Source organism: Streptomyces coacervatus (assembly GCF_029223485.1).
Classification (GTDB): Bacteria; Actinomycetota; Actinomycetes; order Streptomycetales; family Streptomycetaceae; genus Streptomyces; species Streptomyces coacervatus.
Genome location: NZ_JARHTP010000007.1, coordinates 89,321 through 109,514, shown reverse-complemented (window position 1 = coordinate 109,514; position 20,194 = coordinate 89,321). Strand labels below are relative to the sequence as shown.

Here is a 20,194-nt window from a genome sequence, read left to right as displayed (position 1 = left end):
CCCCACACGACTGGCCCTGCCAGGTGATTATCCGGCGGAACGGGACATTTGGCGCGGGCGCCCACCTCGCCGCCGTACCGCAGGGCGACATTGACGGCCCGTCACCCGAATGGACCCGCCACACGCGCCTCATCTCATATCTGAGATACCCTCAGCCTCATGGCAGACGACTACCTCGTACGCATCGGCAAGCTCATCCGTGACGCCCGGCAGCACCGGGGCTGGACACAGGCACAGCTCGCGGAGGCGCTGGGCACCAGCCAGAGTGCCGTCAACCGCATCGAGCGCGGTAACCAGAACATCAGCCTTGAGATGATCGCCCGAATCGGTGAAGCCCTGGAGAGCGAAATCGTCTCGTTGGGCTATGCGGGCCCGATGCATCTGCGGGTGGTCGGCGGCCGCCGGCTGTCCGGTGCCATCGACGTCAAGACGAGCAAGAACGCCTGTGTCGCGCTGCTGTGCGCGTCACTGCTCAACAAGGGGCGCACGGTGCTGCGCCGGGTGGCGCGGATCGAGGAGGTCTACCGGCTCCTCGAGGTACTGAACTCCATCGGTGTGCGCACCCGCTGGATCAACGACGGCGTCGACCTGGAGATCGTGCCGCCCGCCGATCTGGACATGGCGGCCATCGACGCCGACGCCGCCGTACGGACCCGGTCCATCATCATGTTCTTCGGCCCGCTGCTGCACCGCATGGACCGCTTCAAGCTGCCGTACGCGGGCGGTTGCGACCTCGGCACGCGGACCATCGAGCCGCACATGATCGCGCTGCGCCGGTTCGGGCTGGACATCACCGCCACCGAGGGGCAGTACCACGCCCTGGTCGACCCGACCGTGCGGCCCGACCGGCCGATCGTGCTGACCGAGCGCGGGGACACCGTCACCGAGAACGCGCTGCTCGCCGCCGCCCGGTCCGACGGGGTCACCGTCATCCGCAACGCGTCCTCCAACTACATGGTCCAGGACCTGTGCTTCTTCCTGGAGGCGCTCGGCGTCAAGGTCGAGGGCATCGGTACGACGACCCTCACCGTGCACGGCGTGCCGCAGATCGACACCGACGTGGACTACTCGCCCTCCGAGGACCCGGTCGAGGCGATGAGCCTGCTGGCCGCCGCGGTGGTGACGGAGTCGGAGCTGACGGTGCGTCGCGTGCCGATCGAGTTCCTGGAGATCGAGCTGGCGGTCCTGGAGGAGATGGGGCTCGACCACGATCGTACGCCCGAGTACTTCGCGGACAACGGCCGTACGCGACTGGTGGACCTCACCGTCCGGCCCTCCAAGCTGGAGGCGCCGATCGACAAGATCCACCCGATGCCGTTCCCGGGTCTGAACATCGACAACGTCCCGTTCTTCGCTGCCATCGCCGCCGTCGCACAGGGCAAGACGCTGATCCACGACTGGGTCTACGACAACCGCGCGATCTACCTGACGGATCTGAACCGTCTCGGCGGCCGCCTCCAACTCCTCGACCCGCACCGGGTGTTGGTGGAGGGCCCCACCCGCTGGCGCGCCGCCGAGATGATGTGCCCGCCGGCCCTGCGGCCCGCCGTGGTCGTCCTGCTGGCGATGATGGCGGCCGACGGCACGTCCGTGCTGCGCAACGTGTATGTCATCAACCGCGGTTATGAGGATCTCGCCGAGCGGCTGAACACGATCGGGGCGCAGATCGAGATCTTTCGGGACATCTGAGAGGTTGATGCCTTCGGCGCCCACGCACCATCGACGGCACGTCTGCACCGCCCCGCGGTGCAGACGTGTCCTCATGGGGAAGGGTCCGTTGCGGCACGGGTGTCCAAGTCCACTTTCGCCTGCTCGGTGGCGATGCGGTTGGTCAGATGGATGACACTAAGGAAGAGAAAGAAAACCCACTCCAAATAGAGGTCCGGGTCGTACTGGGTCAGCTGGTCGGCCTTCTGGTGCCGGATGCCGTAGTTATTGGCTATCTGGAAGAGCGACCCGGCGTCTTTGGTGAGCAGCCGCTCCGACACCAAGCCTCGACGCCGTTCCAGAATGCCGGCGAGAGCGATGACGGCATGCCTCCGGTCAAGAGCCGTGGTATCACGGGCGCGGAACAGCTCGACGGCATGGGCGAGTTCTTCCGCGTCCGCCGTGTGGACCGAGGCCGTGGTCAGGGATACGTCGACAAGATCCCGGAGACCGGGCGGAACGATCGCCTGGATCCGGCCGTTCTCCGCAAGCTCCAGTCTCAGGTCGCTTCTCCTCAGCACGGCGTTGATCCTCACCCTGTAGACCTGCGCTCCACGCTCCGGGTCGAACCCGCTGAAATGACGACCGCAATCCGCATAGTCATGCAGGTCCGACCGAGTCGGACGGCGTACGTGGTCCGCCAGAAATTCGATCATGTCCGCAAGGTCGTCCACCGAGTAGGACGCGTGACAGGTCCTGATCGGCCAGAGTCCCGAGCGCCCCAGCACCTCGTGCACCCGGCTCGCCGGGTCCGCCCCCAACTCGCCCTCCACGAAACGGTCCACACAGTCCTGGCCGAACGCCCACACCAGATAGCCCGACTGTGCGAGATCCTCAACGGTGTCCGCCACCGCAGCTGCGGTCTCCCTCAACCCCAGCGCACGCGAACCGCCCGTGGAGCTTCGCTGCGTCCAGTAGGCCGGGCGAGACCGTCGCTCCGGGATGGTGACCACGGCTTCACGCAGGTCCCGCAACCACTCCACCTGTGGGTCCGGAGAGAGCCCCCGGTAGTTGCAGGCGCCGACCGCCCGAGTGACGGTCCAGTCCTGGAGCGCCGTTTCTCCGAAGACCTCGTACAGGAAATGCGTGACCTCTCGTGCCCACAGATCCGAGGCTTCCGCCCGCGCGGTGTCACAAACCGCCGCATCGATCAGCCTGGTCAGTTCCGCTACGACCAGATCAACCGGCCATCCTGGAGGAAGATCATCAGTTGGGAAAGAGTGAAGCGTCAGCGTTCTCAGCTCCTTTCGCTGCCCGGGGGCGGCGTCGACAACCGCCCCCGGAAGTAGTCACAACAGGCGCAACACCACATCGATGACGCGTACGAGCGCATCCAGCACCTGCAGCCACGTCGGCAAAGTGCCCCACCGAGGTGGTCGCCCGGTATCAGCCGTCCCGTGCCGTGCCTGTGGGTCGCTGCCGCCGGTCAGCGCATCACCGATGGTGTGATCCGTGACCGACGCGGAGGCGTCCGCCTGACGCATGCGCCGACGCTTGTTCCTGCTCATGTCGATTCTCCGTTTCTGCCGGATACCTTCCGGACTGGCGTCCAGCATGGGTGCGGGAAACGGGGAAGACGACGAGCTCCCTGAGTCGGCTCGGGGAACTCACCGGGGAATGGCGGGTGCTGCACGTACGGTGCTATGCAGGCGCGGTGGGGTCGGCAGTCAGCCATAGGCGGATCTGCTCGGGTTGTGACTCGTTGCGCTCCACCCGCCACGCCGTGCCGGCGACCGCCTGATGGCAGAGCTCCAGCGTCTTGTGGCCGAGCTTTGCGTATCCGTTGGCAACGACGCCCAGGCCCGCGCACACCACTTGAATGCTAAGCCCCTGCTCAATGGCGGCGTCACGCAGCTGGTGCCGGTCTGCCGCGACACCCAGCACCGAACGCAGCGCCTGCACCACAGAGTCCTCGTTGATGGGAGAGATCGTGGGGAGTACCTGCGCGGCTTCTCTCATGGTTCTCGTCAGCGACGATCCGGAACCTTCACCGTTGAGGCTCGAAGCCCCCATACCGATCTGAGCCTTCTGCCGGGATGCGCCGGGGGCAGCCCGCGCTCTCAGCACAATACGGTCGGGTTCGAGGACGTGGAACTCCGGCCCCGACAACTGCTGCACCAGCTTCTTCAACTGCATGCCGTAAGCATTCGCCTCGAATCCGGGTTGCAGACTCCGCAGGACGCCTGCGAACTCGTGCACCTGTACCTCCTCCCGACCGGACTGGATCAGGCTGCTGGCCGCCGCGTGGATGAGGGGGCGGAGCTTGTCCCGGTCCAGAGCGAGGTTGATGACGCGGTCAACAGCCGGGATGCCCCGTGTGTGTCCCGCCATGCACGCGATCAGCGCCCGGCCGGCCCGATGCAGGGCGTCGGCGACGGACAGCGGCACCTCCGGGTCGGCGACGACGGCGACCGTCCGCAGCTCCTCTCGGCCTACCGTGGCCTGGACGATCTCAGCCGTCAACACACTGGCCCTCGTGAGGGGTGCGTCGCGCGGCACATGTCGGATGACGAATCCATGTGTACCGAAGTCCTCGGCAATGTCTCTCGCCTGGCCATCGGAGCAATCAGCCACGACGAGCCGATTGGCCACGCCGTACGACATGCACTGCTCCTCGGCTGCGGCCTCGATCAGCGACAGCACCACGGAGGCACTCTGTTCGTGCGGACCGACGTCGAAGAGGTGATGGGCGTCGACGAAGACTCCCAGGTCGAATCGCCCCATCAGTCTGCTCCCCGGACCACGGACTCGGCGCTCTCGTCCGCCGGTGGCGGTGCCACTTGGAATCCGGCGACCAACCGGTTGAGTTCGCTGCGCCCCAGCATGGGGGGAGCGGCCGTCAGCAGCCTAAGCAACCGGTGCCCGACCGTGCGCACACCTTCGTCCGGACCCGTCGGCGTGCCCGACGGCAAGATCCAGTCGCCGGCTTCGTCCAGGTCATCCGTCACCGCCTCGTTGTCTTCCCAGTCCTCGCTCTCGGTCTCGAATCCTTCAGCCCGCTGTCTGAGGAGGTCCTCAATGGACTTCGCGGCCTCCATGGGCGAGGCCGCCGGATCGTGGATCAAGCCCTCTGCCTGAGCGAGCTGCATGATGCGGCCCAACGTCTCCAGGAGGATGGCCGGTTGGACCACCACCGGGTTGTGGTTGGACTCCGGAAATGCCAACCTCACGCCCGAGGTGACTCCCCCGCAGGCCACGACGATGTCAGTGTTTCCTCTCGCTGCCAGCAGCTGCTGCACACCGAAGTCCTCCATATGCACGGCGATCCTGCGGCGCAACCGGGAATCCAGCGGCGTGGACACCGTGAGCATGCCGGACAGCTGATCCAACTCGGTATCCAGCCCGAAGGCGGACAGCAGGGCTGCAACATCCTGAAGCGCGGTGTCGGCGTTGTCGGGGCAGAGGCGATCGAGCACGTCCGAGAAACGGTGGTCGCTGTAGCCGGGAACTCGGAACCTGCCGAACCCGGGCGGCAGTCGCACACCTCGCTTACGGCTCTGCTCCTGGACGTCCAGCTCGCGCCTGATCTGAGCCCGTTCATTCTCGCTGAGGAAGAACTCGTGAAAGTACCGTGCCTCGCTGGTGTTCTGTGCCTTCGTGCGGGGTCGGCTCAGAAAGCGGTCGACGACATCGCCGAGATGATCGATCCCCTTGCCGATGGCGGCGGGCAGAAACGGGACAAGCCGCACGATGCGCTCGCGGTGTGTGGTCGGCAAGGAGAGCCTCGCCAGTGGCCCGAGGATGCTCGGCACGCCGAGCTCCACCGACTCGCCCAGTGCCTCGAACCGGCGGAACACAGTCCCCTGAGGTCGCACTCCCGACAACTCGCGGGCAGCGTCGAAGAGATAGCTGGCGTTCTCTCCCAGGTTCCGCACGTCGGTGGCGTGCACTGCCACTTCTCGGGGGCCCATGGGCCGTGCGGTGGTGACACGGGTGTTCTTCTCAACAGCCGCTGCGATCTGGCTGAGCGGACAACCGATCTTCCAGAGCACCATCACACACGCGCGCAACAGAGCGGTGACAGCTTCCAACCCGGGGTTTTCGGCGGGCCCTGTCAACAGGTGCCTCAGCTCGTCGGCGACCACCCCTCGGCCAATCAGATCGTCCTCCCCGAGGTGTCGCACGAACTCGTCGTTGGCAAGGTAGCTCGCCTTTTTCCTGCGTTCATCCAGGTCCGAAGCGCCCAGGACGGCTGCCAACCGCAGTACGCGCACACGCTGCTCTCTCTCACGCTCTTCGTCTCCTGCGGCCGGAACGACGGAGAGCCAGCTCATGGTGTCCCTGACATGCTGTGACCGCGCGGCGATCCACAGCAGGGTCAGGTCGCCGGCTCCGAGAGCCGCCTCCGCCACGAGCTGTTCCACTACACGGGCATCGGCGAAAGGCAACCCGGAGGTACTGACCGCCCGGCCGAGGCCGGTGACCACCCAGTGAGGGGAATCCGTGTCATCGGCCGAGCCGCTGGTGCGGCCGATCAGCCGGTTGTCCCGCAGCATGCCCACGACGGTGCCCTGGTCCGGCGGTGCTGCCCCGTTGACGGCGCCCAGCGACGCCCGGTACAGCGCGTCCAGCCGCGTGCCAAGGGCTTCCTCGGCGAACGGACTCCTGTGCTGCACGGCCCAGTGGAGCAGTTCGGCTGCAAACCAACGGTCGTCCACCTGTGAGGCGATCGTCGCGCCCTCGGAGGTGTAGTCGACATAGTGGCGGTATACGGCGTTCACGTCCGACAGCGCACGCAACGCCCGGTCGACCTTGGGCTCGCCTTCGTACAAGGCGGTCACATGACTCGCCAGACCGAGCAGGTCCGTGTCCTGGAAGTCGACCGCGGACTTCGCCAGGCGGGCCTGCGGGATCACCAGATAGCCGTAACCACGAGGACTGGGTCCGGTGCCGAGGCCGAGACGGCCTGCGCGGCCGAGGCGCTGGGCAACCGTGTCACGGTTGAGTACCTGGCTGGTGCGCCCGCCGGTAGGCGTGGTCAGCGAGCCCACCACCACCGCGTCGGCCGGCAGGTTGATGCCGAGTTTCAGCGTGTCGGTGGCGAACAGCAGGCGTATCAGGCCGTCCCGAAACGCTCGCTCGACCACGCTGCGCAGGCCTTGTTCGAGCCGGGCCGAGTGGTAGCCGACCCCCGTACGCACCGACTTCTCGACCGAGTCCCGCACGGTGGTCTGAGGGAACCTGAAGAAGGCCCGGTGACGTTCACGCACGTCCTGCTCGTTCAGAGTCCCGAACCGACCCGCGAAAGGGCTGGCCGCCGGATCCACCTGTCCCATGTCCGAGTCGCGGCTGAGCAGCACCTGCGCCACCTCGGCAAGTTCCTGGGCATGCTGCCGGGAACCGACGAAGCACAACACGCTGCGGACGCCGCGTCTGTCATCCTTCAACAGCTTCACTGCCACGGCGAGTGCCCGGTCGTAAACCCGAGCGCGATCGAGCTGGACCTTGAGCAGCGGGTCCTTCCTCCACTGCCGCAGCACGGCCCCCAAGTCCTCGGAACTCCTCTCGAGTTGACCGTTCTCAGCGCGTCGCTCGCAGACCTGGCGATCGTCGCGGACGATGATGTTGAGGGGGACCGGTCGTCTCTGCACTCGTACGACGTCGTCCGCGCTGATCTCCAACCAGGCCCGCACGTCTTCCGCCGCTGCGGGGGTCAGCGTCGCCGACAAGCCCAGGATGGGCACCTGGTAGGACGCACGAATAGCAGTCAGGAGCATTTCCAGCCGGGGCCCGCGGTCTGGATCCGACAGGTTCTGCAACTCGTCGACGACGATCAGATCGCAGCCGTTCAACGTCATGCCGCCGGCCATCAAACCCGCGAGCTTCTCCGGGATGATCACGGCCACATCGAATTCGCCCCGGACGATGGCCTCGTCGTTCTGCGGATAGTCCCGAGAGCCCGGCACGATGCGCCATTGCTCGAACTCTGTTCCCCCGAGGAATTCCTTCCATTCGTCGACAGCCTGGCTGACCAGGGCCTTGGTCGGAATGAGCACAATCGCACGGCCATGGCGCCGACGTGCGCGGGTGATCGCGTGGCACACGGCGATCCGCCCGATTCGGCTCTTGCCGCTCGATGTGGGGCCGAGCAGGAGCATTGACCGCTGCTTCGCGATGCATTCGAGCAGTCGAGGAAGCGCCTTGGCCATCAGGTCGGTCTGGCCGTGCTCGTCGATACCGAGGTTCACCAGCACGTCCGGTGAGTACTGGGCACGTTTCGCCGCAAGGTCCCTGGAGGCGTTACCCACCTTCTCGGCAATCGCCATCGGAAGCAACCGCGACAGCAGACTGGTCCCCTCCGACACCCGGTCACGGGCGAATGGCCGCAACAGGTCATCCAGTCGCTCCGTGATGAGGCGGAGTCCCGGGGCCGCAAGTGGTGGGAAGGCCCCAGGGTCGAACAGTCCTTCCGCCCACATGCGCTCCTTGATCGTCCGCTCGGGCTGACGCCAGGTTTGTCCCCCGGGAATGGCCGCCTGCCATTTGCGGGCCGCTTCTTTCCATGACCGTCGGGCGTTTATCGCCCAGTACCAGGCGTAGATCGCCTCACGCGACTTGACCTGGACCTGGGGCGATCCCTCCAGGGACAGTGATGCGTCCTTCTCGTCGTACAGGTTGGTGAGGACTGGTCGGATCACCGAATCGAGCAAGAACCTGCCCCGCTCCCCGGGGGACGGCTCAAGCAGATCTGGTGCGATCAAGTCTTGGTAGATCCGCAGATGAAGGTCACCGAGGATCTCGTACACGTCCTCGTCCGCATGTACGGCCGCCTCGCTCATCAGCTGCGCATAGCAGCTCCACCGACGCACCCATTCCGCGTCGTCTCCGTACCGTTCTCTCGCCGATTTGGCGGAGCCTTCGCCCCGCCCCAAGGGAATCGACGTCCAGTCGGCGTCCAGGTACCACGTTTCGTCCCCCACCGGGCCCCCCGATCACTCAGCAATCCGCCACATCTCACACAGCGACTGCCGCACTCCCCTCAGCGCCAGTGTTGCACAGCAACTGCCTTATTCATGCCCGAACTTCGCGATAGCCATATGCGGCACAGCTGTTCCGTGATCAATGCTTTTACCCCAGGGTTCGCACACCGGTACGAACCTCGCTCGCACCCGGGTGCACCTCGACACCTCCGCCTCTTTGTTCTACAGAACCTTGACGTAGTGCCGTAACTCTGTAGAGGATCGCTGAATCGGTACCCCTGCCGACCCGAGGAGGCGTCGTCATGGTGGAGGTGTCCTTCGACCGGAGCCCGGACACGTACCGGCACTGGAAACTGCGGACCGACGGCCCGGTCGCCTGGCTGGAGCTGGACGTCGACGAGCAGGGCGGACTGGTCCCGGGGTACGAGCTGAAGCTCAACTCCTACGACCTCGGTGTGGACATCGAGCTGTACGACGCCGTGCAGCGGCTGCGGTTCGAGCACCCGCAGGTGCGGGCCGTGGTGGTGACCAGCGCCAAGGAGAAGGTCTTCTGCGCCGGGGCGAACATCCGGATGCTCGCGGCCTCCCCGCACGAGTGGAAGGTGAACTTCTGCAAGTTCACCAACGAGACCCGCAACGGCATGGAGGACGCCTCCGAGCACTCGGGGCTCACGTTCGTCGCGGCGGTCAACGGCTCCTGCGCGGGCGGTGGTTACGAGCTCGCGCTCGCCTGCGACGAGATCCTGCTGATCGACGACAACTCCTCCTCGGTCGCACTGCCCGAGGTGCCACTGCTGGGCGTGCTGCCCGGCACCGGCGGGCTGACCCGGCTGACGGACAAGCGGCGGGTGCGCAAGGACCTGGCCGACGTCTTCGCCACCCGCCCCGACGGCGTACGCGGCAGGACGGCGGTGGACTGGCGGCTGGTGGACGAGGTGGTGCCGCGGCGGGAGTTTCGCGCGGTCGTCGAGCAGCGGGCGAGGGAGGCGGCGGCCCGCAGTCCCCGTGCGGCGGACATCCGGGGCATCCAACTGACCCCGCTGGAACGGGAGATCAACGAGCAGGGGCTCTTCTACCGCTATGTCCGCGCCGAGTTCGACCGCCCGGCCGGGCTCGTCCACATCACCGCACGAGGGCCCGACGACGCCGACGGGGACGGCTGGCTGCTCACCCTCACCCGCGAACTCGACGACCTGATCCTCCGGTTGCGGACGAACGAGCCCGAGCCCGGCACCTGGGTGCTGCGCACCGAGGGCGACCCCGCGCTCGTACTCGCCCATGAGCAGCGGCTGTTGAGCGCCAAGGACGACTGGCTGGCGAACGAGATCCTGCACTACTACAAGCGCACCCTCAAACGCCTCGACGTCACCAGCCGCAGCCTCGTCGCGCTGGTCGAACCGGGCAGCTGCTTCACCGGGCTGCTGCTGGAACTGGCCCTGGCCTGCGATCTGCAGTACATGCTGGACGGGCCGCCGATCGAGGACCCGGACAGCGAGGAACGGGCCCGACTCACCCTCTCCGAGGCCAACTTCGGCGTCTTCCCCATGGGCAACGGACTGTCCCGGCTCCAGTCCCGCTTCTACGGCCACGACGACCACCTCGACCGGCTGCACCGCGAGGCCGGGCGCCCCCTGTCCCCCGCCCGGGCGCGCGAGCTCGGCCTCGTCACCGACGCGCCCGACGACATCGACTGGGAGGACGAGGTCCGGCTCGTCCTGGAGCAGCGGGCGGCGCTGAGCCCGGACGCGCTGACCGGGATGGAGGCCAACCACCGGTTCGTCGGGCCGGAGACCATGGAGACCAAGATCTTCGGTCGGCTCAGCGCCTGGCAGAACTGGATCTTCGTAAGGCCCAACGCCTCTGGACCGGAAGGTGCGTTGCGCCGCTACGGCACCGGGCAGCGGGCGGTCTACGACCGGAAGCGAGTGTGACCCGATGCCCACGGACATCGACTACGACTCCAAGATCCCCAACAATGTCGGCCTCGCCGACGACCGCCGGCTGCAGCGCGCCCTGGAGGGCTGGCAGCCGGGGTTCCTCGGCTGGTGGGGCGAGATGGGCCCCGCGCTGGAGAACCACGGCGTCTATCTGCGGACTGCCGTCTCGGTCGGCCGGGACGGCTGGGCGCACTTCGGCCATGTCAACGTGCCCGACTACCGGTGGGGCATCTTTCTGTCCGAGCCCACCCCCGACCGGCGGGTGGCCTTCGGCGAGCACAAGGGCGAGCCGGTCTGGCAGCAGATACCCGGCGAGTACCGCGCCGATCTGCAACGGCTGATCGTCGTCCAGGGCGACACCGAGCCCGCGTCGGTGGAACAGCAGCGGCTGCTCGGGCTGACCGCACCCAGCCTGTACGACCTGCGCAACCTCTTCCAGGTCAACGTCGAGGAGGGGCGGCATCTGTGGGCGATGGTGTACCTGCTCCACGCCTACTTCGGCCGGGAGGGCCGCGAGGAGGCCGAGGCGCTGCTGCACCGCAACTCCGGCAGCCCCGACTCGCCGCGCATCCTGGGCGCGTTCAACGAGGAGACCGCCGACTGGCTCGCCTTCTACATGTTCACTTACTTCACCGACCGGGACGGCAAGTACCAGCTCGGCTCGCTGAAGGAGAGCGCCTTCGACCCGCTGTCGCGGACCTGCACCTTCATGCTGAAGGAGGAGGCGCACCACATGATGGTCGGTACGACGGGTGTCGACCGGGTGGTCACCCGCAGTGCCCAACTCGTCCGCGAGCACGACACGTTGGACATCGCCGCCTGCGGTGGCATCCCGCTCGACATCGTCCAGAAGTACATCAACTTCCACTACACGGTGTCCCTGGACCTGTTCGGCAGCGAGACCTCCACCAACGCGGCGAACTACTACACCGCCGGGCTCAAGGGCCGCTGGCAGGAGGAGCGACGGGGCGACGACCATCGGCTCACCGAGGACGGCGTAGTGCTCAACAAGCCTGCCGAGGACGGCACTTGGACCGGCGAGGAGGTTCCCGCCCTGCTCGCCCTCAATCTCGACCTGCGCGACGAGTACATCGCCGACTGCAGGACCGGCGTCAACCGCTGGAACCGCATCCTGGACGAGCACGGCATCGACCTCCGGCTGCGGCTGCCGCACCCCGGCTTCAACCGCCATGTCGGCCTCGCCGCCGGACACCATGTCACCCCCGACGGCACGATCGTCGACGAGGAGACCTGGGAGGCGAGCCGCCACCGCTGGCTGCCGACCACCGAAGACCTGGCGTTCGTACGGTCGTTGATGCAGCCGGTGTACGAGCGCGGGAAGATCGCGAGCTGGGTGGCGCCGCCGGTGAACGGGATCGACGGCAAACCGTTCGACTACGAGTACGTCCGACTGGTGTGAGGCGGCCTTGATGCCCGAGCTGTTCAACGCGGCGGACTGGCTGGTCGACCGGCATGTGAGGGCAGGCGACGGCGGACGCACGGCCGTCGTCACGCCCACCCGGAGCCTGACCTACGAGGAGTTGTCCGGCGAGGTCCGCCGGGTGGCCGCCGGGCTGCGGGCCCTCGGGGTACGGCCAGAAGAACGCGTCCTGTTCTGCATGGCGGACGACATCGAGCTGTTCACCGGCATCCTCGCCGCCTTCCGCATCGGCGCGGTGGCCGTACCCGCCTCGACCATGCTCACCGGGCCGGAACTGGGCAGGCTGGTGGCGGACTGCCGTAGCCGGGTGGTGCTGGGATCGGCGGAGTTCGCCGCGGCCGTACGGGCGGCTCTGCAGGAGGCCCCGGAGGTCGAGCGCGTCCTCCTGGGCGGCGACTGGGAGCAGCTTCAGGCCGCCGACGCGGACGACGAGCCGTATGCCACCTGGCCGGACTCCCCCGCCCTGTGGCTGTACACGTCCGGCACCACGGGCACGCCCAAGGCGGCGATGCACCGGCACGCCGACATCCAGCTGGTGGCGGAGAACTACGGGCGGCAGGTGCTGGGCATCGGGCCCGAGGACCGCTGTCTGTCCGTGGCCAAACTGTTCTTCGCATACGGGCTCGGCAACTCGATGTTCTTCCCGCTGGCGGTCGGCGGGACGGCCCTGCTGGAGCCCGCCCGGCCGTCCCCCGCACTGTTCGCCAAACGGGCCGCGGGCGACCGGGCCACCGTCCTGTTCGGCGTGCCCGGCTTCCTCGGGGCGCTGCTCGCCAGCCCGGACGTACCCGACGACGCCTTCGCGACCGTACGCGTGGGCGTCTCGGCCGGGGAGGCACTGCCCGCGCGGATCCACCGGGGGATGCTGGAGCGGTTCGGCGTGGAGGTCCTCGACGGGATCGGGTCGACCGAGATGCTGCACATCTTCATCTCCAACCGGCAGGGACGGGTCCACCCCGGTTCCTCCGGCGAGCCTGTTCCGGGGTACGCCGTGGAACTGCGCGACGTCGAGGGCCGCACGGTGGAGGGTGCGGGCGTGCCGGGCGAGCTGTATGTGCGCGGGGCGTCCGCAGCCACGGGTTACTGGTGCCGGGCCGAGACCACCCGTCAGGTCTTCCTCGGCGACTGGGTGCGCACGGGCGACACCTACGTCCGCAACAGCGACGGCACGTACACCTGCATGGGCCGCACGGGCGACCTGCTCAAGGCGGGCGGTATCTGGGTCTCGCCCGCCGAGGTCGAGGAGCGGCTGCTGGCCCATCCGGACGTGGCGGAGGCCGCCGTGGTCGGGGCGCGGGACGCGGACGGCCTGGACAAACCGGTCGCGTGCGTGGTGCCGAGAGCCGGGCGCGAGGTCGACGCGGAGGCGCTGGTCGCCTGGTGCCGGGAAGGACTGGCCGCCTTCAAGAGGCCGCGCGCGGTCATCGCGTTGCCCGAGCTGCCTCGTACGCCGACGGGGAAGATCCGGCGGAACGTGCTGCGCGGCATGGTGCGCGACAGCGACTAAGGGGGTCTGCAGCGCCCTTCAGGGGCGCGGGGAACTGCGCGACCAGCCACGACGGCGCCGCAGACGATCGACGACATCCCGCGGAGCTCTCAGCCCTCGAGCGACTCCCAGCGCCGCTGCGCCGCCGTAGTCCACTCGGCATGCTTGCCATGGAACAGCTCCGTCGCCCCGGCGCCGCTCCAGCCCGCGGGCAGCAGCTTCGGCGGGAGCCGCGGGTCGAGGAAGGGGAAGCGGCGCCACTCGTGCACCAGCCTGGTCTGAGCATGCAGGACGGCGTCACCGCCGGCCGGGTGCAGGCCGGTGAACTCGTCGATGAACGCCTCGTACCGCTCCTCCACCTCGCTGAGGTCCCAGGCGCGCGCCACCATGGCGGCCTCGCTGCCCACGGCGCCGTACCTGGCGGTGAAGGACATCGCGCCGTCGGCCAGTCCGAGTTCCTTCAGGACGCCGAGCGCCTCCGCCTCCCGGTCGGCACGGGGTGTGATCCATACGCCGGGTTCCGGGGAGCCGAAGCCGGCCCAGCTGAGCCGGGTGCGCACCCGGTGCCGCAGGTCCCGCTTGGACTCCGGTACGGAGACGAGGACCACCAGCCAGCTGCCGTCCCAGACCCGCTCCCCGCTGCCGAAGTCGTAGATGCGCTGCGCGCCCTCGGTCAGCAGCCGCCGCCCCGGCGGGGTGAGCGCCCAGCGCACCCGGCGGCCCACCCGCTCCGAGGCGAGCCAGCCCTCGGCGGCGGTCCGGGCGAGGGCCTGGCGGGCCGACTTCTCCTCGACGCCGAACAGCGCCAGGGCCTCGACCAGCGCGGACGTCCACACCGGGCGGCCGCGGGGCAGGACGTACTCGCCGAGCACGGTCATCAGCAGCGACCGCGCGCTGGTGTCACCGACCTCGCGGCGCCGGCTGACCACCGGCCGTGCGGACGCGTCCTTCGCCATGCCTCGTCGCTTCCCTCGTCGCCGGTCCCTGACCGCCGGCCGCTCTGTCTACACAATATCTTGTCGCTGCGCGACATATCAGTAGAGTGTTGACGGCCGGCGGCGCGATCGGGCGGCGGTCAGCCCTTGACCAGGGTGACCTGGTGCCGCTCGTCGGCGTGGATGCTGGGCAGGGGCAGGATGCCCTGGAAGCGGAGTTCCGCGACCGTGACCTCGACGCTGACCTTGCCGGGGCCGATGGCCGGCGACGGCCTGCTCGTGTTCTCCCAGCGGTGCGTCGCTCCGTCGCACTCGGCGACGGTGCCGCCGATGCCCTGGATCAGGGTGGTGACGGTGCCGTGGGCCGCGGAGTTCGGGGAGTTCGGGTTGGTGCTCACGGAGGAGCTGACGAAGGCCACGCCCGTGGCGCCGGTGCAGCGGTAGGTGCCGGTGAGGGTGACGGTGCCGTCTGCGGCGATATGACCTGTCGGGTCGACGGTCACCGTCTCGTCCAGATAGGCGGCCGGGGTCTTGTACGGGGCCGCGGTCGCCGGTACGGCGGGCGCGGTGAGCAGGAGCAGCACTGCACTGGCCGCGAGGGCCAGGGCGGGTCGCTTGGGCATCGGAAACCTCCTGTGGATGGGGCTTCCACTGGTACCCGGCGGGCGCGTCCCGGGCCGTGATCGTCACCCACTCGGTGGCGAGTCCGCACCGACGGTCGCGGAACCGTCCTGCTGTTGTCCGCGTGTTGTCACGCTTCACGTCCGGCCGTTCCGGTGAGTTCGCGACGGGAGCATGGTCTACCCATGGGGTCAACCCAAGGGGCCGGACGGATGGTCCCGACCGACGTGGAGGTGCGCCATGTGTTCCCACCAGTCTTCGTGCCCTTCCTTCGACGGCCACGCCGTGCACGTCGTCGCCGCCCACCCCGAGCAGGGCTGGACCCTCCTGTGCGACGGCGCGATCGTGTTCGACGACAGCGGTGAGCTGACGCCCGACGGCCGCGCCGTCGCGCCGCACCGGGTGCCGGCGGAGCAGCTGGCCGTCGCCGCCTGAGCCCCGATCAGGGCAGTACTGCGAACCCGTCGAGCTCGATCATCGCCTTCTCGTCCCACAGGCGTACGACCTCGACTACCGCCATCGCCGGGTAGTCACGGCCCGCCAACTCCCGCCACAGACGGCCCAGTTCGGGGGCGTGGCTGCGGTAGGCGGCGACGTCGGTGGCGTAGACCGTGACGCGGGCGAGGTCGGCAGGGGTGCCGCCGGCCGCGCGCAGGGCGGTGAGCAGATTGGTGAGGGCCCGCCCGAACTGCTCGGGCAGGGTGTCGCCCGTGACCTTCCCGTCGCCGTCGAGGGCGGTCTGCCCGGCCAGGAAGACGACACGGCTGCCGGTGGCGACGACGGCGTGGGAGAAGCCGGTCGCCGGGGAGAGATCCGGCGGATTGACGCGTTCGGTGCTCACCGGGGTGCCTCCAAGGTCTCCACGTCCGCGTACAACTCCTTGGCGATGATGCCGCGTTGGACCTCGCTCGCCCCCTCGTAGATGCGTGGGGCGCGCACCTCGCGGTAGAGGTGTTCGAGGAGGTGGCCGCGGCGCAGGGCGCGGGCGCCGTGCAGCTGGACGGCCTGGTCGACGACGTACTGTGCGGTCTCGGTGGCGAGCAGCTTCGCCATCGCCGCGCGCCCCGGGACACCGGGGGCGCCTGCGTCGTACGCCGTCGCCGCCGCGTACACCATGAGGCGGGCCGCCTCGGTGCGCAGCGCCATCTCCGCGACCTGGTGGGCGACGGACTGCAGATCCTTCAACTTGCCGCCGAACGCGTCCCGTTCGGCCGTGTGCGCGAGGGTCGCGTCCAGCGCCGCCTGGGCCATGCCGACCGCGAACGCGCCGACGCTGGGGCGGAACAGATTGAGCGTTCCCATGGCGACCCGGAACCCACGGTCGACCTCACCGAGCACATCGTCCGCCGTGACCGGTACGGCAGCGAGGTCGAGGGCGCCGATGGGGTGCGGCGAGAGCATGTCGAGGGCCCTGCCGGTGAGGCCCGGCCGGTCGGCGGGCACCAGGAAGGCGGTCACGCCACGGGCGCCGGCGCCGGGGGTGGTGCGCGCGAAGACGGTGTAGAAGTCGGCCTCGGGCGCATTGGAGATCCAGCACTTCTCACCGGTGAGCCGCCAGCGGCCCGGGCCGTCCGGGTGTGCGGTCAGGGAGAGCGCCGCCGCATCCGACCCCGCCCCCGGCTCGCTCAGCGCGAACGCGGCGACCGCGCTGCCCTCGCTCACCCCGGGCAGCCAGCGCTCCCGCTGGGGCGGCGTGCCGTACGCATGGACCGGGTGGGCACCCAGGCCCTGCAGCGCAAGCGCCGTCTCCGCCTCCGTGCAGGCGTACGCGAGGGACTCCCGCATCAGGCAGAGATCGAGGGCGCCCGAGGTGAACAGGCGCTCCAGGAGGCCGAGTCGACCCAGTTCCGTGACGAGCGGGCGGTTGACGTGCCCGGCCTCACCCTTCTCGGCGAGCGGGCGCAGCCGTTCCGCGGCCAGGGTGCGCAGCTCGCCACACCAGGCGATCTGTTCCGGTTCGAGCGAGAATGCGGGCATCGCCGGTCCCCTCTTTGCCGTGCCTCTCCCGACGATATCGCGCACCGTTGACTGTCGTCACCAACACGATACGCTCAAGACGCGAGCCCACCACGACGCCCGAACGGCACCACGGCAAGGGGGCGCACCGCCATGAACGTCTCGGCCCACGTCGACACCTTTGCGCGCGATCACCTCCCGCCGCCCGAAGAATGGCCAGAACTCCGGTTCGACCTGCCGGAGCTCCATTACCCCGATCGGCTGAACTGCGCCGCCGAGCTGCTGGACCACGCCGACCCCGGCCGCCCGGTGTTCCACACCCCCGGCGGTCCTTCCTGGACCTACGGCGACCTCCGTGCCCGCGTCGACCGCATCGCCCACGTCCTGACGGGCGACCTCGGGGTGGTCCCCGGCAACCGGGTCCTGCTGCGCGGCCCGACCACGCCCTGGCTCGCAGCCTGCTGGCTGGCGGTGCTGAAGGCGGGTGGGGTCGCGGTCACGGTGCTGGCCCAGCAGCGGCCGCACGAGCTGGAAGTCATATGTGACATGGCACTGATCCGGTACGCCCTCTGCGACATACGCGCCGTCGACGACCTCGCCAAGGCCGAGATACCGGGGCTGCAGATCACGACATACGGCGGCGACGCCCCCGACGACCTCCTGCACCGCACGGTGCCCGACACCCCGTACCCGACCGTCGACACCGCGGCCGACGACGTCGCGCTGATCGCGTTCACGTCGGGTACGACCGGCCGCCCCAAAGGGTGCATGCACTTCCACCGGGATGTGCTCGCCATAGCCGACACCTTCGCCAAGCATGTGCTGCAACCGCATGAGGACGATGTCTTCGCGGGCAGCCCCCCGCTCGGCTTCACCTTCGGGCTCGGCGGGCTGGTCGTCTTCCCGATGCGCGTCGGTGCCAGCGCGCTCCTGCTCGAACAGGCCCATCCGGGGCAGCTGTTGGCGGCGGTCGCCGAGCACCGGGTCTCCGTACTGTTCACCGCGCCGACGGCCTACCGCGCGATGCTCGACGAGCTCGACACCCACGACACCTCGTCGCTGCGCCGCTGCGTCTCGGCCGGCGAGAACCTGCCCGCCGCCACCTGGCGAGCCTGGTACGAGCGGACCGGGGTGCGCATCATCAACGGCATCGGCGCCACCGAGCTGCTGCACATCTTCATCTCCGCGGCCGACGAGCACATCAGACCCGGGACGACGGGCCTGCCCGTACCCGGCTGGCACGCACGCGTGCAGGACGAGAACGGACAGCCCGTACCCGACGGGCAGCCGGGGCTGCTCGCCGTGCGCGGGCCCGTCGGCTGCCGCTACCTCACCGATCCACGCCAGCGCGTCTATGTGCGCGACGGCTGGAACGTCACCGGTGACACGTACACCCGCGAGAGGGACGGCTATTTCCGCTATGTGGCCCGCGCCGACGACATGATCATCTCGGCCGGGTACAACATCGCCGGACCGGAGGTCGAGGATGCGCTGCTGCGCCACCCGGACGTGGTGGAGGCGGCCGTCGTGGGGCGGCCCGACGAGGCGCGCGGGCAGGTCGTCGTGGCGTACGCCGTCCTCAAGGAGGGTGCCGAGCGGGACGCCGACTCCCTGCGCGCCTTCGTCAAGTCCGAGCTGGCGCCCTACAAGTGCCCGCGGGAGATCGTCTTCCTGGACGCCCTGCCCCGCACGGCGACCGGCAAGCTGCAGCGCTTCAGACTGCGCACCGAACCTGCCGCCGAAAGTGTCGTCGCAGATGTCGTCGCAGATGTCGTCGAAGGGGCCATCGAACGTGACACCGAAGGTGACCAGCACTGATGCCGAAGACCTAAGATGATCAACGTGTCCGACCAGCATGCACCACGGTCTCTCATCGTCACGCTCTACGGCGCGTACGGACGCTTCGCGCCGGGCCCCGTGCCCGTCGCCGAACTGATCCGGCTGCTGGCCGCGGTCGGCGTGGACGCGCCCTCCGTACGCTCCTCGGTCTCCCGCCTCAAACGCCGCGGCCTGCTGCTGCCGGCCCGTACGGCGCAGGGCGCGGCTGGATACGAACTCTCCCCGGACGCCCGCCAGTTGCTCGACGACGGCGACCGGCGCATCTACGCCACGGCGCCGCCCGAGGAGGAGGGCTGGGTGCTCGCCGTGTTCTCCGTGCCGGAGTCGGAGCGGCAGAAGCGGCATGTGCTGCGCTCCCGGCTGGCCGGGCTCGGCTTCGGCACGGCGACGCCCGGGGTGTGGATCGCCCCCGCCCGGCTGTACGAGGAGACCCGGCACACCCTGCGGCGGCTCCACCTCGACCCGTACGTCGACCTGTTCCGCGGCGAGCACCTCGGGTTCGCCGCGACCGAGGAGGCGGTCGCCCGCTGGTGGGACCTGGCCGCGATCGCCAAGGAGCACGAGGCGTTCCTCGACCGGCACGCGCCCGTGCTGCACGAATGGGAACAGCGGGCGGACACCCCGCCCGAGGAGGCCTACCGCGACTACCTCCTCGCCCTCGACTCCTGGCGCCATCTCCCGTACACCGACCCCGGCCTGCCCGCCCGCCTCCTGCCCGAGGACTGGCCTGGCGTCCGCTCGGCAAGGGTCTTCCGGGACCTGCATGCGCGGCTCAGGGACGCGGGGGCCGAGTTCGCCGGCGTGTGACCTCACCACGGCTAGGGCTCAGGGAGCCACGGTCTGGCTCACCGGACTGCCGAGCGCGGGCAAGACCACCGTCGCCCGCCTGCTCGGAGAGCGCCTGAAGGCCGAGGGACATCGCGTGGAGGTCCTCGACGGCGACGAGATCCGCCGCTTCCTCTCCGCGGGGCTCGGCTTCTCCCGGGCGGACCGCAACACCAATGTGCAGCGCATCGGCCTCGTCTCCGAGGTCCTTGCGCGCAACGGCGTCCTCTCCGTTGTGCATGTGGCGACTCCGGTGGAGGTGTGCAGCGAGCGGGACGTGAAAGGGTTGTACGCCCGGCAGGCCGCGGGGCGGCTGCGGGGCCTGACGGGTGTCGACGACCCGTACGAGCCGCCGGCCGACCCGGACCTCGTCCTGCCGACGCAGCTTCAGACGCCCCAGGAGTCGGCGGACGCGGTGTACGCGGTGCCGGCGGACCGGGGCTGGTGTGAGCGCGACGGCAACCGACTTCACGCTCTCCGACGCTCACGGCAGGCATGGCACAGGCCAACTCCCCAGCGTGAGCCGG

15 protein-coding genes and 1 pseudogene are annotated in these 20,194 nt (G+C 69.0%); 8 read left to right on the top strand and 8 right to left on the bottom strand.

Translation table 11 applies throughout. The features are described 5' to 3' along the window. The first annotated feature begins 159 nt into the window (after positions 1-159). Positions 160-1,689 (top strand): helix-turn-helix domain-containing protein, encoded by a 1,530-nt coding sequence (locus P2Q00_RS18705; protein ID WP_275773717.1) that lies wholly within the window; start codon positions 160-162, stop codon positions 1,687-1,689. A gap of 71 nt (positions 1,690-1,760) precedes the next feature. On the opposite strand, the gene P2Q00_RS18700 is transcribed toward P2Q00_RS18705, so the two are convergent. From P2Q00_RS18700 to P2Q00_RS18685, 4 genes are all read right to left on the bottom strand, one after another. Continuing rightward, on the bottom strand, positions 1,761-2,558 hold the full coding sequence (locus tag P2Q00_RS18700) for a hypothetical protein (protein WP_275773716.1): 798 nt from the start codon (positions 2,556-2,558) through the stop codon (positions 1,761-1,763). Positions 2,559-2,996: 438 nt separating this feature from the next. Further along, a complete protein-coding gene (locus tag P2Q00_RS18695; protein ID WP_275773715.1) occupies positions 2,997-3,215 on the bottom strand; it encodes a hypothetical protein in 219 nt (72 codons plus the stop codon). 133 nt (positions 3,216-3,348) lie between these two features. Continuing rightward, complete coding sequence (locus P2Q00_RS18690; RefSeq protein WP_275773714.1) at positions 3,349-4,431, bottom strand: hypothetical protein; 1,083 nt, start codon at positions 4,429-4,431, stop codon at positions 3,349-3,351. Further along, on the bottom strand, positions 4,431-8,486 hold the full coding sequence (locus P2Q00_RS18685; RefSeq protein ID WP_275773713.1) for a DEAD/DEAH box helicase: 4,056 nt from the start codon (positions 8,484-8,486) through the stop codon (positions 4,431-4,433). The genes P2Q00_RS18690 and P2Q00_RS18685 overlap by 1 nt, the downstream gene beginning before the upstream one ends. A 443-nt stretch (positions 8,487-8,929) precedes the next feature. Here P2Q00_RS18685 and boxC point away from each other — a divergent pair, with 443 nt between their 5' ends. From boxC to P2Q00_RS18670, 3 genes are read left to right on the top strand one after another with little or no spacing between them, the layout of a single operon-like run. Beyond that, positions 8,930-10,558, top strand: coding sequence for a 2,3-epoxybenzoyl-CoA dihydrolase (gene boxC, locus P2Q00_RS18680; RefSeq protein ID WP_275773712.1), 1,629 nt, complete (start codon positions 8,930-8,932; stop codon positions 10,556-10,558). A gap of 4 nt (positions 10,559-10,562) precedes the next feature. Continuing rightward, positions 10,563-11,984, top strand: coding sequence for a benzoyl-CoA 2,3-epoxidase subunit BoxB (gene boxB, locus P2Q00_RS18675; protein WP_275773711.1), 1,422 nt, complete (start codon positions 10,563-10,565; stop codon positions 11,982-11,984). Positions 11,985-11,994: 10 nt separating this feature from the next. Then, on the top strand, positions 11,995-13,512 hold the full coding sequence (locus tag P2Q00_RS18670) for a benzoate-CoA ligase family protein (RefSeq protein WP_275773710.1): 1,518 nt from the start codon (positions 11,995-11,997) through the stop codon (positions 13,510-13,512). Between the two features lie 89 nt (positions 13,513-13,601). Here P2Q00_RS18670 and P2Q00_RS18665 read toward each other — a convergent pair whose 3' ends face one another. Together P2Q00_RS18665 and P2Q00_RS18660 are read right to left on the bottom strand one after the other, a co-directional pair. Further along, positions 13,602-14,447 carry a PaaX family transcriptional regulator gene (locus tag P2Q00_RS18665; RefSeq protein WP_275773709.1) on the bottom strand — a complete coding sequence of 282 codons (846 nt, stop codon included), beginning with the start codon at positions 14,445-14,447 and terminating at the stop codon, positions 13,602-13,604. Between the two features lie 119 nt (positions 14,448-14,566). Further along, the gene (locus P2Q00_RS18660; RefSeq protein WP_275773708.1) at positions 14,567-15,049 is read right to left on the bottom strand and encodes a DUF6299 family protein; all 483 of its coding nucleotides are present in this window, start codon (positions 15,047-15,049) and stop codon (positions 14,567-14,569) included. A 238-nt stretch (positions 15,050-15,287) separates the two neighbouring features. On the opposite strand from P2Q00_RS18660, the gene P2Q00_RS18655 reads away from it, so the two are divergent. Further along, complete coding sequence (locus P2Q00_RS18655; protein ID WP_275773707.1) at positions 15,288-15,482, top strand: DUF5999 family protein; 195 nt, start codon at positions 15,288-15,290, stop codon at positions 15,480-15,482. A 7-nt stretch (positions 15,483-15,489) separates the two neighbouring features. Here P2Q00_RS18655 and P2Q00_RS18650 read toward each other — a convergent pair whose 3' ends face one another. Further along, positions 15,490-15,888, bottom strand: coding sequence for a RidA family protein (locus tag P2Q00_RS18650; protein WP_275773706.1), 399 nt, complete (start codon positions 15,886-15,888; stop codon positions 15,490-15,492). Next, the gene (locus tag P2Q00_RS18645; protein ID WP_275773705.1) at positions 15,885-17,024 is read right to left on the bottom strand and encodes an acyl-CoA dehydrogenase family protein; all 1,140 of its coding nucleotides are present in this window, start codon (positions 17,022-17,024) and stop codon (positions 15,885-15,887) included. The genes P2Q00_RS18650 and P2Q00_RS18645 overlap by 4 nt, the downstream gene beginning before the upstream one ends. A 132-nt stretch (positions 17,025-17,156) precedes the next feature. Here P2Q00_RS18645 and P2Q00_RS18640 point away from each other — a divergent pair, with 132 nt between their 5' ends. The 3 genes and pseudogenes from P2Q00_RS18640 to P2Q00_RS18630 all read left to right on the top strand — a co-directional run. Beyond that, a complete protein-coding gene (locus tag P2Q00_RS18640; RefSeq protein ID WP_275773704.1) occupies positions 17,157-18,821 on the top strand; it encodes an AMP-binding protein in 1,665 nt (554 codons plus the stop codon). A gap of 15 nt (positions 18,822-18,836) precedes the next feature. Continuing rightward, a complete protein-coding gene (locus tag P2Q00_RS18635; RefSeq protein ID WP_275773703.1) occupies positions 18,837-19,649 on the top strand; it encodes a PaaX family transcriptional regulator in 813 nt (270 codons plus the stop codon). Further along, a pseudogene (locus P2Q00_RS18630) lies at positions 19,606-20,109 on the top strand (adenylyl-sulfate kinase); the annotation flags it as partial. The gene P2Q00_RS18635 and the pseudogene P2Q00_RS18630, both read left to right, overlap by 44 nt. Between the last annotated feature and the right edge of the window lie 85 nt (positions 20,110-20,194).